At 36.9% G+C, this 16,012-nt stretch carries 16 protein-coding genes; 5 read left to right on the top strand and 11 right to left on the bottom strand.

Features of this window, described 5'->3' with window-relative positions; all coding sequences use genetic code 11:
- The first annotated feature begins 184 nt into the window (after positions 1–184).
- Positions 185–2,305, top strand: coding sequence for a bifunctional 23S rRNA (guanine(2069)-N(7))-methyltransferase RlmK/23S rRNA (guanine(2445)-N(2))-methyltransferase RlmL (gene rlmKL, locus J3U27_RS03550; protein WP_267376843.1), 2,121 nt, complete (start codon positions 185–187; stop codon positions 2,303–2,305).
- Between the two features lie 329 nt (positions 2,306–2,634).
- Here rlmKL and J3U27_RS03545 read toward each other — a convergent pair whose 3' ends face one another.
- Positions 2,635–3,063, bottom strand: coding sequence for a universal stress protein (locus J3U27_RS03545; protein ID WP_065734636.1), 429 nt, complete (start codon positions 3,061–3,063; stop codon positions 2,635–2,637).
- Between the two features lie 138 nt (positions 3,064–3,201).
- On the opposite strand from J3U27_RS03545, the gene J3U27_RS03540 reads away from it, so the two are divergent.
- Both J3U27_RS03540 and J3U27_RS03535 read left to right on the top strand, forming a co-directional pair.
- Positions 3,202–3,612, top strand: a complete 411-nt coding sequence (locus tag J3U27_RS03540) for a GNAT family N-acetyltransferase (RefSeq protein WP_267376842.1) — start codon at positions 3,202–3,204, stop codon at positions 3,610–3,612.
- Positions 3,609–4,190 (top strand): Maf family protein, encoded by a 582-nt coding sequence (locus J3U27_RS03535; protein ID WP_267357197.1) that lies wholly within the window; start codon positions 3,609–3,611, stop codon positions 4,188–4,190. Before J3U27_RS03540 ends, J3U27_RS03535 begins: the two co-directional genes overlap by 4 nt.
- 24 nt (positions 4,191–4,214) lie before the next feature.
- Here the strand turns inward: J3U27_RS03535 and J3U27_RS03530 are convergent, their stop codons facing one another.
- From J3U27_RS03530 to J3U27_RS03485, 10 genes are all read right to left on the bottom strand, one after another.
- The gene (locus tag J3U27_RS03530) at positions 4,215–4,880 is read right to left on the bottom strand and encodes an ABC transporter ATP-binding protein (RefSeq protein WP_065563561.1); all 666 of its coding nucleotides are present in this window, start codon (positions 4,878–4,880) and stop codon (positions 4,215–4,217) included.
- Positions 4,880–6,085, bottom strand: coding sequence for an ABC transporter permease (locus J3U27_RS03525; RefSeq protein WP_267376841.1), 1,206 nt, complete (start codon positions 6,083–6,085; stop codon positions 4,880–4,882). The genes J3U27_RS03530 and J3U27_RS03525 overlap by 1 nt, the downstream gene beginning before the upstream one ends.
- Positions 6,086–6,147: 62 nt before the next feature.
- Positions 6,148–6,615: a DUF4418 family protein gene (locus J3U27_RS03520; RefSeq protein ID WP_267331767.1), complete on the bottom strand. Its 468-nt coding sequence runs from the start codon at positions 6,613–6,615 to the stop codon at positions 6,148–6,150.
- A gap of 20 nt (positions 6,616–6,635) precedes the next feature.
- Positions 6,636–7,295: an ABC transporter ATP-binding protein gene (locus J3U27_RS03515; protein WP_065563564.1), complete on the bottom strand. Its 660-nt coding sequence runs from the start codon at positions 7,293–7,295 to the stop codon at positions 6,636–6,638.
- Between the two features lie 11 nt (positions 7,296–7,306).
- Positions 7,307–8,449 carry an ABC transporter permease gene (locus J3U27_RS03510; RefSeq protein ID WP_267376840.1) on the bottom strand — a complete coding sequence of 381 codons (1,143 nt, stop codon included), beginning with the start codon at positions 8,447–8,449 and terminating at the stop codon, positions 7,307–7,309.
- A 13-nt stretch (positions 8,450–8,462) separates the two neighbouring features.
- A complete protein-coding gene (locus J3U27_RS03505; protein WP_267376839.1) occupies positions 8,463–9,731 on the bottom strand; it encodes an ABC transporter permease in 1,269 nt (422 codons plus the stop codon).
- Positions 9,732–9,753: 22 nt separating this feature from the next.
- Positions 9,754–10,974, bottom strand: coding sequence for a Fe-S-containing protein (locus J3U27_RS03500; RefSeq protein WP_267376838.1), 1,221 nt, complete (start codon positions 10,972–10,974; stop codon positions 9,754–9,756).
- Between the two features lie 98 nt (positions 10,975–11,072).
- Positions 11,073–11,636, bottom strand: a complete 564-nt coding sequence (locus tag J3U27_RS03495; protein WP_065734643.1) for an iron transporter — start codon at positions 11,634–11,636, stop codon at positions 11,073–11,075.
- Between the two features lie 132 nt (positions 11,637–11,768).
- Positions 11,769–12,956 carry an FTR1 family iron permease gene (locus J3U27_RS03490; RefSeq protein WP_267376837.1) on the bottom strand — a complete coding sequence of 396 codons (1,188 nt, stop codon included), beginning with the start codon at positions 12,954–12,956 and terminating at the stop codon, positions 11,769–11,771.
- An 11-nt stretch (positions 12,957–12,967) separates the two neighbouring features.
- Positions 12,968–13,594: a nitroreductase family protein gene (locus tag J3U27_RS03485; protein ID WP_065563570.1), complete on the bottom strand. Its 627-nt coding sequence runs from the start codon at positions 13,592–13,594 to the stop codon at positions 12,968–12,970.
- A 223-nt stretch (positions 13,595–13,817) separates the two neighbouring features.
- Between J3U27_RS03485 and J3U27_RS03480 the strand changes: the two genes are divergently transcribed.
- Together J3U27_RS03480 and J3U27_RS03475 are read left to right on the top strand one after the other, a co-directional pair.
- Entirely contained in the window at positions 13,818–15,260 is a 1,443-nt protein-coding gene (locus J3U27_RS03480; protein WP_267376836.1) for an LTA synthase family protein, read from the top strand.
- Entirely contained in the window at positions 15,257–15,880 is a 624-nt protein-coding gene (locus J3U27_RS03475; RefSeq protein WP_267376835.1) for a LysE family transporter, read from the top strand. Before J3U27_RS03480 ends, J3U27_RS03475 begins: the two co-directional genes overlap by 4 nt.
- Positions 15,881–16,012 lie beyond the last annotated feature (132 nt).

The raw sequence follows: 16,012 nt of genomic DNA, 5'->3' as shown, positions 1-16,012 counted from the left end.
TTAATATAAAAAGGATATTAAGTGAATAGTCAAAAATTGGGCGATTTTGAAGCTCAAAAACCCCGCTCCTCAACTTTTTTTTGATTACTTTTTAGTTAGATTGGCTGTTGTTTAGGGCAATCATTTCCCACTCTGGTAATTAGTCGGTATAATGCCTGCAATTTTATTGTTAAGTGGATTATGCATGAAAACGCTATTTGCCAGCACATCGCGCGGGCTTGAAGAGTTATTAAAAAAAGAGTTAGAAAATATTGGGGCGGATAATTGTCGGGTGGCGCAGGGTGGTGTCTATTTCGATGCTAATGAATCAACGATGTACCAATCGTTATTGTGGTCTCGTTTAGCCTCTCGTATTTTATTGCCAATTGCCGAGTTTGACATCTATAGTGATTTAGATCTTTATTCATGTGTGATGAATATCAAATGGACCGATATCTTCGCGGTAGATAACTCATTTGTTATCAACTTTGTTGGTGTTAATGACTTTATTCGTAACAGTCAATATGGCGCGCTAAAGATCAAAGATGCCATTGTTGATCACTTTATGCGACAAACCAATCAGCGCCCAAATGTTGCAAAGCAAAATCCTGATGTTCGTTTACATGCTTATCTTAGCAAAAATCGAGTTACACTATCATTAGATCTGAGCGGTGAAAGCTTACATCAACGTGGTTATCGCCAACAAACAGGGCAAGCACCGTTAAAAGAGAGTCTAGCCGCGGCTATTATTCTCCGTTCTGGCTGGCGGTTTGATGAACCACTTATCGATCCAATGTGTGGTTCAGGAACGTTATTGATTGAAGCTGCGATGATGGCGTCTCATATCCCACCAGGGCTGCTACGCAAACAATGGGGATTTTTTGCTTGGAAAGAATTTAACCCGACACTTTGGAATGACTTACTGTTTAGCGCTAAGCATAATGTAAAAAAAACTAACACGATTTTTATCGGTTATGATAATAACCCTACAGTACTGGAGCGAGCCAAACAAAATGCGATCCAAGCAGGAGTTGGTGATTTAATTACGTTTGCATTGCAGGATGTGACACAATTAACCAATCCACTTGATCACCATATACATGGCATGATCATCAGCAATCCGCCTTACGGTGAACGGTTAGAAAGCGAACCAGCACTTGTAGCTTTACACTCAGCACTTGGTTGCCAAATTAAACAACAATTTGGTGGGTGGAGATTATCATTATTTAGTGGCGCGCCACAGCTTTTAGATTGTTTACAAATGCGTGCTGACAAACAATTTAAAGCCAAAAATGGCCCTTTAGATTGTCTACAAAAAAATTATTCGATTGCGGATCGTCAAGTGGAGCAGGCGGTCATATCAACAAATTTACCAGCTGCCGACTTTGCCAATCGTTTACGTAAAAATTGTCAAAAATTGGAAAAATGGGCCAACCAAGAACAACTTGAATGTTACCGTCTTTATGATGCTGATTTGCCGGAATATAATGTGGCTATCGATCGTTACAAAGATAAAATTGTGGTACAAGAATATGCTGCACCTAAAAATATTGATCCACAAAAAACTCGGCAACGACTATTTGATATTATTAATGCTACCATGTCGGTATTGAAATTAACCGCCGATCAATTGGTACTAAAAACCCGTGAAAAGCAAAAGGGAAAACAACAATATCAAAAACTTGGACAAAAACAAGATTATTTTTTAGTTCATGAATATCCAATTAATCACAAAAAAACGCAGTTTTGGGTTAATGTGGTGGATTATTTGGATACTGGTTTGTTTTTAGATCACCGCTTAGCCAGAAAAATGATCGGACAAATGAGTGCAGGCAAAGACTTTCTAAATCTATTTGCCTACACGGGTAGTGCAACCGTCTACGCAGGCCTTGGTGGAGCAAAATCGACCACGACAGTTGATATGTCACGCACCTATTTAGAGTGGGCCGATCGTAATCTAAAACAAAATGGCTTAACCGGTAAAAATCATCGATTAATACAGGCTGACTGCTTGCTCTATTTATCTCAAGCTGATGAGCAGTTTGATTTAATTTTTATCGATCCTCCAACATTTTCCAACTCTAAACGGATGAACGATACTTTTGATGTTCAGCGCGATCATCTTAAATTAATGAGTGATTTAAAACGATTATTAAGACCAAACGGTGTAATTGTCTTTTCTAATAACAAACGAGGCTTCAAAATGGATGCCGACGGTATGCAAAAATTAGGTCTGACGTTTCAAGACATCACCGACAAAACCTTATCGCTCGATTTCAGACGCAATAAACAGATCCACTGCTGTTTTCTTGTTAAACATCAATAATAAAATACCGCCGAAAGGCGGTATAATCTTAGCTTAGCTATGATGTTCAATTCTTTAGGAAAGCCCCACGAGAAATCATGACGGCATACCCCCTACTCCATCATTCCATCTTCGCGTACACTAGATTATGCCATTAATTATCTCTAATTTATAAAAAGACAACCTTTTGCACAACAATCTTATTTGGAGTAAATAAATTTTTTATTATCGTTTCCAGTACTTACTTTTTGTGAATATATTGGAGCTTAAAAGCTTTTTTAAAATCAAAAAAGGTTGAGGATTTTGAGCAAAAACTGATGTCCTTTTGGAGGACATCAGAAAAATAAAAATTAACGTACTACTAGCACTGATGTTTGTGCACCTCTCACTACACCAGAAGCATTTGATCCAAGTAGATGTGTTGAGATATTTGGCCGTCTAGACCCTATGATAATTAGATCAGGCTCAATCTCTTCCGCTAGATGTAAGATCTCATCTCGTGGATTACCAAACGCGATTGAAAAAGATAAATTTTCTTTTGGTAAATTAATTGAGTCAATCAAGCGATGTAGCCATTGCTCTGTTTGTACTGTAGCTTGATCTTTAAACTCATCAAAACCAAATGAGTAAGCATTTACAATAGCCGATGCAACCGGTAAGGTATGAAAAAAGATAACTTGCGCATTGGATAACTTCGCTAAACACTCAACATGGGGGATCACTTTTTGAGTGAGTTCATCTTCAAGGACATCAATCGGAACTAATATTTTTTTGTACATACCGCCTCCTCATTTTAACTTATCTTTCTTAATTAATTTAAGATGGTGTTAATTTTAAATTAAATCTAATATTGTTATCCTAACGCTAATTTAAAATATTGAAATAACTTTTTTGCAAAATCATGATGGAGATCAACTATGGGTAATATTATTTATCGCCATGACATCAAACCCAGTATAGAACAAGCGATATTATTATATTCTCGCTGCTCATTGGCGGAACGTCGACCAATAAGTGATAAACCTCGTTTTCAAGCAATGTTAGATAATGCTAATTTAGTCATTACCGCATGGCATGATCAGAAACTTGTCGGTATTGCCCGCTGTTTAACTGACTTTGTCTACATAACTTATTTAGCTGATTTAGCCGTTGATGAAGCTTATCAAAAATCAGGTATTGGTAAACAGTTGATAAAAGAGATTCAAATTCATACCGATAATCAATGTGCAATTACTTTGCTTGCAGCACCTCAAGCAGTCGATTATTATGGTCATATTGGTTTTAATGCTCATCCTTCCGCATGGATTTTACAAGAACAGTTAAAATGAAAATTATCCTAGCATCAACATCACTTTCACGTAAAAAAGTACTTGAAAAATTAGCTATTCCTTTCGATTGTGTGCCACCGATTTGTGATGAAACACCTCTACCAAATGAAAGTGCACAGCAGCTGGTGGTACGATTGGCTAATGCTAAAGCGCAGTCATTGGTGGCAAGCAATCCTGATAGTTTAATTATTGGTTCCGACCAAGTAGGTGTTTTAGATGGAAAGATTGTATGTAAACCCCTCACTATTGAAAACGCTAAGCAACAATTAAAAAATAGCAGTGGTAAAGCGTTTTACTTTTATACTGGAATGACGGTCATTAATACTCACACAGGCCAATCGCAAACGATTTGTGAACCGTTTAAAGTCACCTTTCGTCAGTTAACTGATGCAGAAATTGACGCTTATATCGCTAAAGAGATGCCACTACAATGTGCTGGCAGTTTTAAATGTGATGAGTTAGGGATTACTCTTTTCGATAAGCTTGAAGGCGATGATATTAATTCTTTAGTCGGATTACCGCTAATAAAGTTAAATAAAATTATGATTGATATGGGCTGTAATCCGCTGTTTTTATAATTGATGATAATGACAGCGCCGAATTTAATCGATTAACCGCCCCGCTGACATTTTTAATGTTTTTTGGCTGTAACTTGCTACATCATTATCATGAGTAACAATCAAGAGTCCTGTGCCTTGTTGATGAATATCGGCTAATAATGCCATAATTTGTGTTGAACTTTCATCGTCAAGATCGCTGGTGGGTTCGTCGGCAATGACTATTTGTGGCTGGCAAATTAGTGCACGTAAAATAGCTATTCGACGCATTTCACCACCTGACATGTTGGCTGGATAAGCATCTTTTAAATAACTAATTTGGGCTTTTTCTAGCAGTTCCATTGCAGAATTTAAGCTCGATTGGTTTTCACGTTTCGTTAAAGAAAACGGTAAGCGAATATTTTCCAGAGCAGTTAAATTAGGTAATAAACTGCTGCCTTGTGGAATGTAACCAATATTTTGATTACGAAACGCCGATACTTGTTTGTCATCAAGATCGAATAAATTGGTGCCGTTAATCGTGATTTTACCTTGAGTAGGCGTTAACAACCCAGCAATCATATTAAGTAGCGTCGTTTTACCACTGCCTGATTTACCCATAATGCTGATAAAGTCACTTTGTGCCATTGAAAAACTAACATTATTCACCGCTGAAAAGTGTTGTGATCCGCGCTTGTAATCTTTGCGAAGGTTTTTGATATCCAATAACATTATTCACCCTCTCTTAATGTTTGATAAGTATCAAACTTAGTTAATGATAATGCTGAATAAATACTAGACAGCGGACCAATAATTAATGTCAGCAAAAATACGATGAATGCATAAATTAATCCATCCGTAATTGAAATATTCATACATGGCAAACCTATCGTTTGGCATATCAATAAGCTGAAGGCATAAATTAATACGCCAGCAACCACTATACCTGCAAGGCCACCTAAAGCACTAATGATAAGGGATTCTCGCAGTAACATTTTAACCAGATCACTGCGCGATGCACCTAGAATACGTAATAAGCTGATTTCGCGTTTTCGTTCATTAAGAGATGATGAAAATATTACAAAGATCACAATAATCGCTAACACCCAAAATATTGCCGATAAGCTATAGACAATAGTTGAGAAGCCATTTAACCATTTAGATATATTACTTAACATACCTTTGGTCATCACAAAATCAATATTGTAATCGATAGCATATTTGGGCATGATTTGATTAACAATATCTTTAGACTGATAGTCAGGGTCGACTTTAACAAAAATCGATGACACATAGTTAGCAAAGTGGTCAGTATCGCCTTCAATTAAATTGGCTTCTTTCATAAGCGAATGAGCAGCAGGAATGGTCATAAAAACTGAGGTGTCAAAGCCCATTCCTGTGCTATCCATTTTAGCGGCAATTTTAAAGGGATGATTGAAAAATTTAATTTCATCACCTACATTTGAGGTAATTTTGCTGCCTACCACGACCTGATTGTCTTGCAATGGTTGCTCTAACTGAGTTTGTAGCCAAGGTTTGATTACAAAATCACTTTGCTGATCAAAACCAATTAATTGAACTTTAGAAGTACAACAACCAGCACTTAACGAAGCAATGAATAGTTGTGGTGAGACCGCTTCGATTCCTTTGATATCTTTGATTTTATCAACTAAGTCGGCTTTTAGATAAAAGCTACTTGGTTCACCACGTAATAAGGCGACTTCAAGATTTTTTTCATAACCATAAGGTACAATAAGAATGTCCGCACCTAACCGATTAGCCATGCCTGAAATTCCTAAGCTTAGGTTTTTCATCAATACACTACCACCAAATAGCGTAGCGGAAAAAAGCATAATGATGATAATCAAGCAACAACTTCGAAATGGTCGTCGTTGGATATTTCGCCATGCTAAATTCGCTATAGTTATTTCTTGCATGTTGGAGTTCTCTATAATTGGTGTTAAGGCTGATTAATGCTTTTAATAGTTGCTAATAGTTACTAGCGATTAGCTTGTTTATTTAAATATATCACATTGATAATAGCAACAATCGCTAATAATATTGACAATAATATCAATGCTGGTTTAGCTCCCATATTGCAACGCATCATTTCATTACCACATACACCAATTAAAATAGTTGGAATCGCAGCTGCTAAGACCGCAGTGCAAGCTATAGCCATACTTAACCCCATACGTACAAATAACGAGCGGCTAAGTAATACCAAGGCACCAATAGCTATCACTAAACTACCAATACCAATTTCCGCCCTTGATGTCCAAAAACATTTCATGATTTTGCCACCAGCATTGTGCATGTGGCCATCCATCGGTGCAGAATGCATAGCATCGGCTGGCATAGATTGCACATCCGGCAGTGGGCAGACGGGTAAAATATAAAGCGGGAATAGAATAAGTAACGCTCCGATTAAGATAAATAGTACAGATGAAACAATGCGATTTTTCATAAATATAAACCTTATAATCATTAATTATTGATAATACTTGCTACTTTACCATGTTCAAGAACTACCGTTGTTTGCGCATGTTTTGATACTTCCGGTGAATGCGTAACAACGATGATTGTGCTTCCTTCTTCGTGAAGTTGATGTAGTAAGTTCATGACCATTGCTTCATTGCTTTCATCTAAATTACCGGTTGGCTCGTCAGCTAAAATCAGTTTTGGGTAATTGATTAATGCCCTAGCAATACAAACGCGTTGTTGTTCACCCCCCGATAATTGACGCGGTAAATGTTTGGCCCGCGCTGCAAGCCCCACACGCTCTAATGCTTGTAAGGCTTCTTTTTCATCTACCATGCTATGATAATATTGTGCCACCATGACGTTTTCTAATGCGGTTAAATAAGATACAAGGTGAAATTGTTGAAAAATTAAGCCGATTTTATCACGCCGAATTTCCGTTAGTTGGGGTAATGAAAGTTGGGTAATATCTTGTCCATCTAGAATTACTGAACCCAGCGACGGTTTATCCATACAACCAATAATATTCATTAACGTGGTTTTACCACTGCCTGAAGGTCCCATAATGGATAGCCATTTACCTTCTTCAACGGTTAAGTTAACTTCTGACAAGGCATGTAAAGAGCCATAGATCTTTGAAACATTATTAACTTCTAGCATATTCATACTTTACTATCCTATTCGCCACGTAAAACTAATGCTGGTTCAACTTCAAGTGCACGTTTTACCGGAATCAAACACGCAATGATGGTTACCACAGCCGAAATAACAATCGTTGTTGGTATCAAATAAAATTCAATGACAATTGAGCGCCCAAATACATTGGCGCTAATTACTTGAGCAAAAATTAAACCACAAATAACCCCAATCACCCCACCAATAATACCTAAAATCATCCCTTCGGCTAAAAATTCTTTGGCAATACTCCTATTGGTTGCACCGATGGCTTTTTTCAGTCCTATCTCTTTGCGACGCTCCATTACTACAGTCATCATGGTAGTGGCCACACAGATCATGGTCAAAATTAACACCACTAAAGTTACTAGGTAGAGTAAAGATGATAGCTTACCGAGCACAGATGCTTCTGATTGCGTTACCCATTTTATAAGATGCGGTTCGATTGTGGTGGAGTGTTCTTTGATGGTTTGAATATAGTGCTGTAACTCATCTTGGGTTGCTGTAATACTAATTTCGACTACTTCAGCTTGATTGCTTTCTTCAAGTAGCGTTTCAAGAACGCTAAGATCGATAAAGATAAAATTATCCTCAACACGGCCAGTTTTCACAATACCAGTAATAGTTAAATCTTCATCAAAACGAGAGTTTTCTTTAGATTTTCCTGAAATCGGCATGGTGCTACCAATGCTAAGTTTAGCAAACTGGGCTATATCAGTACCGATCATAATTTCATTGGCTTTTTGAGGTAATTCACCTTCTATCTTCCAATAAGGACTGGTTTTGGTGACCTGATCAAATTGTGTGCCAACGATGGTATATGGTTGTTGATTACTGCGGATAGAGTTATAACGAAAAGGTGTGACACCTAGTACTTTATCTCTCGGTAGTAAATCAACCGCTTTTTTCACCTCAGTCATTGATATGGTAGGTTGATTATTGGCTGGCATCATTAATAAATTTGCGCCATAAGAGCGGAACTCTTGTCCCATTTGTCTTGGAATATCATAACAAAGCGTCACCATACCAAGTAATACTGTCGCTCCAATTGCTACGCCGAGTAGAGCAATAATAATCCTAGAACGACGGCGAATTAGCGAGCTAAATATCGTTTTTAAAATAAAACGTTGGTTTCTATTCATCATCATTTAGCCTCGCTTATCGTCCATGCAATACATCGGTTGGGCGTAAGAACATCATAATACGTAATGCTGGCAAGCTACCTAACAATGTAATCAGGCTTACCATAATTAATACCAATGGAACAATAATCATTTTAGGCTCAACAAACGAACCAAACACCGTCTGGCCAATAATTTGTGCAAAGCCGAGACCAATAAAATAGCCGGCCATACCGCCAAATAATGCAATAATCAGTATTTCGCTAAGAATCAACATGGATACCGAGGTATTAGTTGCGCCTAGTGCTTTTAATAAGCCAATTTCAGTGCTACGTTCAATCACGTTAGCAGTAACTAAGTTAGATATCGCCAGTGCCGAACAGATTAACGATAAAATTGTCAGCAATAACATTAATAATTGTGTTTTTTGTAAAATAGAGCCTTCTGATTCAGCTACTTGCATTATCGCTTTTACTCGAATATCTGGCATTAATTCTTCTAATTGATAGGCGATCGAACTGATGTAAGCAGTACAATACCATTTATCCCACTCAGCTCGCGTTAAGCTGTTGGGATCTTGTGCTGCTTTACGGGCTAAATCGTTTTCAGGAGTGGTGAGAGCACTTACTTCAACCCGTTCTACCAAACCTTCTTTGTTCGCCATATACTGAGCAACTGGCAGTGATACATAAAAATCGTTGTCTTCAACACCACCACTATGAAAGATGTTATTCACAGTTAGGGTAGTTTTTTTAGTAGCTGAAGTTATCTCAATATTATCACCTAATTTAAGATTCAATTGCTTGGCAATAGTTTCTCCCACCATTACGCCTTGCAAATTATCATCCTTCATGGTGTTGCCTTCAATCGACCACCATGACTTCATGGCTAATATTCCAGTGTCAACTTTGTCACCAGTTGGAATAGTCAGATGTTTATTAAACCATGTTCCAACTAGTGTAACCGGTTTATCATTAACCGTAACTTGGGTGGTTAAATAAGGGGCAAAATCAACAATGTTATACGCCCAGAAAATCATTTTAATTTTGACTAAATCATCTTGCTTAATATATGCGTTTTGTTTGTCATCGAGCTGATATAACTCATTAACCATCGACGCACCTTTTGGCACAATGCTTAAGTTAGCGCCATAGGCTTTTAACTCTTGGTTAACTTTGTCACCAACATCAAACATCACATTTAACATGGCAGTCGCAAGTGAAACACCTAAAGCAACGGTTAAAGCAATTAAAAATAGCTTCTTTTTTTGACGAACTAACACGCTAAGTAACATTCTACGAAACATATTTTCTTCCTTTTTATACCGTCTACTTAAAGCGGCTCTTTTCTGCTTCAAGATGAGTAGGTCGAATAATCATATTGCCATCTAAAATTTCGTATTTGAGCGGGACAGGATTACAGCCACCAGAAAAACCAATCGTGGCAATGTTCATCACCACATCACACAAAATGCAGACAACTTGATTACCGCGCTGATAGTAACCACTTGCACCACAGATGTCACAAGCATCAAAGCCAACACCATAAGCATTTTCACTTTTCTTTATTACAATAAATCTGATTAATGTTCCATCCGTTGCTTTGTAACCATAACGATGCAGATTGCCATCATTGACTTTATCTAATGGGATTACAATCAAACCATCGGCATTAGGTGTTACTGGCTCAGCCGGGGTTAATTCCACCCCTTTTTCAAAAATATAGCGCGCACGAGTAACGGTGTAAGCGGTGATAGCAATGCCCGCCATTAATAATAATGAGGTCCGACGATCCCGGCGTAAACTTGCTTTCAATTTACGCACTTGGGCAGGATTACTGCCGACTAAGGAGGTAGTTTTGGATTTAATGTATAACAAAATACTTAGTACTAGCACCAATACAATAAAGATAAAGGTAAACAAATTGACATGATCTAAAACGGAAGTCACTAAATCCATCATCCACTTTTGTGGTGAGATAAACCGTCTCACAATTAGGATTCGAAGTAAGTTAATTGCATTTTGTACAGTAAAGAAAATAATGGCTAGCGATGTAATGGCAATTACAAATCGAGTTGAAAACCTTGTACAAAGCCGATAAACAAACAATCCAATTAAAATACAAACGAATAAAGAAAAACCGTAACCCACCCATTTAAACAGATAATCATTATTGAAAATTGAGTCCATGCCAACATCAAATTCAAATGGGTAAAGCAAAATATTCGGTAGGTTTTGTGAGGTGATAATTACGGTAGCAATCACTATTAATAAAATATTGAGAGCTTGAGATTTTCTAAAAAATAAACTAATAAGCAATGGAACAACAATGATGCACCAAGCAACATTGGTACCAAGATCATAAAATTCACGAACTGCAATACCCGTATTTCGTTTCAATATTGCATAAATAAACGCGGCTATCATGCCCAATACAAAACCGATGATAAGATGTTTTTTACTTAATTGAATAACTGTCGCACTAAGTAATGCAAACATGATCACTGGTATAAAAGTATTATCGGTAATTTTGATAAGATATTGGAGCATAATAATTGCCTAAAAATTACAACGTCTATTGGCGAGCTGTTATACTCGCCAATATTACAACTAATTATTTATTAATTTAATTCAATTAAAAATAATTATTACCATGCATGAGGGATATAGTTAAAGTCCCAAGAAACTTCAATTGGTTTAGTCCAGAAACGACCTTCAACGCCAGTTTCTTTATCAACATGTAATAAATAACCTTGTTTTTCAGGGTTTTCGATAGTAAATGTTACTTTGTATTTACCTGCACCATCTAACTTAATATTGTTACCATAGTGAGGACCATCTGAAGCATTCATAGGCATAAAAGTACCTTCGATAGCTTTATCACTGCCTTCTTTTTGGATTTTATATTTTACAGTTAAGTAAGGCACGAAATCACCAGTACCAAAACCTAAGTTATTACCTTCAGCCGCTGAAATATCAGCTTCAATATGCATATCAGATTTTGAAGCAGGTAAACCACCCATACCAGCAGGTTCCATATCAACAGGTTGGAAATAAACTGCACCAATATGTAAAGGACCAACAGTTACTTCATCACCAATTGGAAACTCTTCGAAGCCTTTTTCTTCACCTGGTGCAGGTGCAGCAGCATAAGCCATTGAAGAAAGTGCAAGTATTGATGAAATACCAGCAGAGACTAATAGTTTTTTCATTGAAAACTCCTTAATTTTGTTTTTCACTTTTGATCACTAATCAATAAAATCATGACTAGTCAATAACAATTTACTACCAATGTATTTACGATTTATCACTAATCATTAATCGTTTTTAATGTTTTATATTAATTATTTCTTTTTATATTTTGTGGAATAGATAATCGACCCTATCACTGCCACTACCATGAACAACTGTGGTAGTAATGTTTCAACTGTTGGATAGATACCCAATATCTCAACCGAATGAACAAAATCGACCGGTGTAACCTGAATAATATCAGCTTCTTGCAACTCTTTTACACCACCACCAGCAAACGCAATCGCCATCAGATACATTAAGGCACTGGTACAAATAAAGAACGGTTTAAGTGGCAATTTAACCGTACCAAAGCGAATAATAACAAACACAAACGCTAATACAATCATTCCCACGCCCAAACCATACCACACCATATCCATATGCTCATTAGCATCTGCTAACATGGCTTGATAGAAGATGATAGTTTCTGCGCCTTCACGAAATACGGCTAAAAAGGAAGCAAATCCTAAAGCAAAACTACTGCCTGTAGAAACCGCATTTTGGACCTTACCTTCTACATAGTTTTTCCATGCTATGGATTCTGACTTAGACAGCATCCAATTACTAATAAAGAACAGCATTACCGTTGCCAATAACATGGCGCAACCTTCCATAATTTCTTGGTTGGCACCACTTAATCCCACAATTGTATGTAACGCTATCGCCGCTAAAATACTAGCGAACACCGCAAAAAAACTGCTAAGATAAACGACTTTAAGCATCGGTTTATTATTTGAGCGAACAAGATAGGCAGAGATAGCCGCGATAACCAATATCGCTTCTAGCCCTTCTCGGAAAATGATGATAAACGACGCCAAAAAGACACTCCAACCACTCTCTTTTTTACCATCTAACTCGTTGGCATCTTCATGGAGCATTTTTAAAATAACGTCAATTTCTGCTCGCACCGTTTTATTCGGCGCATTTTGTGTCATTAATCGTTTAATTTTTGCAAACTGGTATTCAGTATCAGTACCGCGCTTACCTGAAATATAAGACATCACTGCGCGCTCAACGCCATGCTTTTCGTAAAATCCAAAGTAAGCATTGTTAACACGGGCTTTAGCACCTTCGACGTCTTTCATAAAATAGATGTTGTAGGCATCATTCAAAATGATATCCATCTCATCAATAATTGCATTCCAGCTTTCATATTTCTTTTCGGCTGCATAAGAAGGGGAACTAAAAACAGCTAAACTGGCAATTAGTAGAACAACTAAAGTTAAATACCTTTTCACTTCCTACTCCTTTATTTTCCTAACAACATAATCCCTATTGGTTTGCTGTTTTCTGGCAATTGTAATGATTGACTAATAAATTCAGGATTGATTGAATGGATATAACGTGTGCTGAGTTTTAATGCTGTCGCCGACAAATAAACATTTTGGCTCATTGCGCCAACAGCAATTTGACTAAAATCATTGGCTTGTTGGGTATCATAATCTTTAAGATTGTCACCATCAGACACAAAAATAAAAATATAAGGTGCACGTTTAGTAAAACTTTGTTTACCGATGTCGCCACGAATATCTTGATTATTGATCTCACGAAGATAGTGCCCTTCCCACTCGTATATAAAGGTTCCTTTTTCACTTGCAACATACAGGCGAACATAAGGCGGTTTACCACTTGCCATTGGTACTGTCCAACCGTTTTTACCCCGATTTAAGCCACTGGCTGCCCAAAGTACACTTGAAAGCTCATCGTCAGACACCATACCTGTTGGAAATCCTCCACCCGGCGTTGAAGCACGCTTTTTAAGACTATCAAATAATCCCATACCCTCTTTCTTTTGTGGGGCCGGTAAAGTGACATCAGCATAGCTATAGGAAAAACAAGATAATAGCAAAACAATGGCAAATCTACGTAACAACATAGCATAAACCTTTCAGCTTTAGGAAATAAAATAATTGTTGCTATCTTATTGCTAATGCTTTCAATTATCAACAACAAACAATAATAATTATCATTAAGCTTGTTACATATAATAAAATCAACGCATTAATATTACCTTGCAATCTACGATTTTTATTTTTCTGATTAAAACGTATATACTGATGCAATATTCCCGTTTTAAGAAAATCTGAGTATCATTAACTATGCCGTTTTCGACTTTAATCGTATTACCACTTTTTATCTTAACTATTACCTTAGCTTCTTTTTTTAAACAAAAAAAATGGCAACTGCTCACTATTGTCTTAATGACCGTCATCATTGTTATGGAACTCACCTCTATCTATTTTAGTGGTGGATTTATTGATTATCAGTTTTACGTGAATTTAAATGTGAATGACATTATTGAAGGATTATTTATCTTCAAGTTACAGGCTGTATTAGTGATTGTAGTCTTTTTAGGATTAGTTTTTATAATTAGTAAATTAGCCAACTTATTTCGCAATAAATGCCGATTGTTATGGCGCTTATCGTTTGCTGTCATCGCAATTGCTTCAATTAGTTATCATAATGGTCCAATTAGTCGCCTCTATGAAATCTATCAAGTCACCTGTGCGCCAAAAGCAACCTTTGAACAGGCATTACAAACGCTCAATATGAATGATTATGTTGCAAAATCACAGTTAAACAGTCAAAAAGGCAAAAATATTATTGTGTTATCGTTAGAATCTTTCGAGCAAGGATTTTTAGATTTTGCTGATATTACGCCTAATTTAAGACAGCTAAAGCAACAATATACCTTTTATCCAAATATGCCAATGAGTGCAGGTAGTACCTGGACAACCGCCTCAATGTACACTTATATGACCGGTGTACCATTTTTAATTGGTGAGCATTCAACATCCCCTTTAAAAAACGCTAACTCGACTAAATTAGTCACATTAGGCGATGTGTTAAAACAAGCAGGCTACCAAACTCGTTACGTTATGGCTGGTCCTGAATTTGCGAGCATTGGCCACACAGCAGAAGTAGTTGGAATGCAGGTGGTATCTGAAAAAAACTATCCAGGCAAATACCCAAATGCGCCATTTGGGTTATATGATAAAGATATATTAGACATCGCCGAACAGCAAATACAAGAGATGAAAAATAATGACAAACCATTTGCGCTATTTGTTTCGACCGTCTCAACCCATGCACCAAATGGCTTTAACGATGAACGCATGACCTCTGTTATTAGCCCAAAGCATGACAACATGTCTTTTGTAGCCGCATCTCTCGATTACAATTTAGGGCAATTTATTAACCACCTAAAAGAGCAAGGTTTACTAGACAATACCGTATTTTATATCTTCCCTGACCATTTAATGATGGGTGCGGGTACCGAAACCGTTAAAAAATTGTCGGAAAAAGAACGCAAATTGTACTTATTAACCAATGCGAATAGTGATGATTTACAAAAATCATCCAACCAAACCATTTACCAAATCGACTTACCAAGAATGATTTTGAATGGTGCACAAATTAAAACGAATGCAAAATTCTTAACTGATTACTTAATTGATGAAAATTTCGATAAAAAGCAATTTATCGAACAACATAAATCAAACATCGCCACGTTAAACAATGCAGCACAAGAGCAAAAATGACAGTCGATACCTTAATTTTGGTCATAACCATTAGTTGTTTAGGCATGATATCACCCGGGCCAGATTTTTTTCTGGTCTTAAAAAATAGTTTAAGCTATAACCGAAAAATAGCATTAATGACCTGTTTAGGAGTAATTAGTGCTATCGCCATTCATATGAGTTACTGTGTGGCAGGCATTGCTGTATTAATCACCGCCACCCCTTGGATCTATAATGCATTACGTTATGCCGGAGCCGCTTATTTGTTATGGATTGGAGTTAAAGCGTTACTAGCCAAAAGCAGTGGCACCGCCTATGTTTCCAAACAAGCGCTGGAACTGAATGTCACAGCCAAAGCTGCGTTTATGCAAGGGCTATTGTGTAATTTACTTAATCCAAAAGCCACGCTGTTTTTTCTAGCTATCTTTACTCAACTACTTAATGCCAGCTCAACGATGGTAGATAAACTGGTAGTTGCTTTTATAATCTGGCTTGAAGCTGCAATTTGGTGGCCGATGGTAGTATTCGTCTTCCAAACCCAAATTGTCCAACGTCGTTATTTTAAGTTACAGGTGATTATTGATAAGTTGTTAGGCGTGATATTAATCGTGCTTGGAGTGAAAGTTGGATTAGGATTCTAAAGCTTTAAAAACCCCGTTCCTCAACATTTTTTATTCCAAAAAGTGCGCTCCTCAATTATTTCTTATCTTTTTATTCTAAAAGGCTTTTGAATATTGAATAGTTAATTGCTAGACTATTAATAATTTAATCAA

The organism is Gilliamella sp. B2911, assembly GCF_026536965.1.
Lineage (GTDB): Bacteria > Pseudomonadota > Gammaproteobacteria > Enterobacterales > Orbaceae > Gilliamella > Gilliamella apicola_E.
The sequence above is the reverse complement of the archived record's forward strand: the minus strand, read 5'-3'. Positions and strand labels throughout refer to the sequence as shown.

What these genes read in the sequence shown, in the direction of transcription:
- J3U27_RS03535 (WP_267357197.1), top strand. Translation starts at nt 3,609, where the DNA reads ATGAAAATTATCCTAGCATCAACATCACTTTCACGTAAAAAAGTACTT.
- J3U27_RS03510 (WP_267376840.1), bottom strand. Translation starts at nt 8,449, where the DNA reads ATGATGAATAGAAACCAACGTTTTATTTTAAAAACGATATTTAGCTCG.
- J3U27_RS03515 (WP_065563564.1), bottom strand. Translation starts at nt 7,295, where the DNA reads ATGAATATGCTAGAAGTTAATAATGTTTCAAAGATCTATGGCTCTTTA.
- J3U27_RS03500 (WP_267376838.1), bottom strand. Translation starts at nt 10,974, where the DNA reads ATGCTCCAATATCTTATCAAAATTACCGATAATACTTTTATACCAGTG.
- J3U27_RS03520 (WP_267331767.1), bottom strand. Translation starts at nt 6,615, where the DNA reads ATGAAAAATCGCATTGTTTCATCTGTACTATTTATCTTAATCGGAGCG.
- J3U27_RS03480 (WP_267376836.1), top strand. Translation starts at nt 13,818, where the DNA reads ATGCCGTTTTCGACTTTAATCGTATTACCACTTTTTATCTTAACTATT.
- J3U27_RS03540 (WP_267376842.1), top strand. Translation starts at nt 3,202, where the DNA reads ATGGGTAATATTATTTATCGCCATGACATCAAACCCAGTATAGAACAA.
- J3U27_RS03525 (WP_267376841.1), bottom strand. Translation starts at nt 6,085, where the DNA reads ATGCAAGAAATAACTATAGCGAATTTAGCATGGCGAAATATCCAACGA.
- J3U27_RS03485 (WP_065563570.1), bottom strand. Translation starts at nt 13,594, where the DNA reads ATGTTGTTACGTAGATTTGCCATTGTTTTGCTATTATCTTGTTTTTCC.
- J3U27_RS03495 (WP_065734643.1), bottom strand. Translation starts at nt 11,636, where the DNA reads ATGAAAAAACTATTAGTCTCTGCTGGTATTTCATCAATACTTGCACTT.
- rlmKL (WP_267376843.1), top strand. Translation starts at nt 185, where the DNA reads ATGAAAACGCTATTTGCCAGCACATCGCGCGGGCTTGAAGAGTTATTA.
- J3U27_RS03505 (WP_267376839.1), bottom strand. Translation starts at nt 9,731, where the DNA reads ATGTTTCGTAGAATGTTACTTAGCGTGTTAGTTCGTCAAAAAAAGAAG.
- J3U27_RS03545 (WP_065734636.1), bottom strand. Translation starts at nt 3,063, where the DNA reads ATGTACAAAAAAATATTAGTTCCGATTGATGTCCTTGAAGATGAACTC.
- J3U27_RS03475 (WP_267376835.1), top strand. Translation starts at nt 15,257, where the DNA reads ATGACAGTCGATACCTTAATTTTGGTCATAACCATTAGTTGTTTAGGC.
- J3U27_RS03530 (WP_065563561.1), bottom strand. Translation starts at nt 4,880, where the DNA reads ATGTTATTGGATATCAAAAACCTTCGCAAAGATTACAAGCGCGGATCA.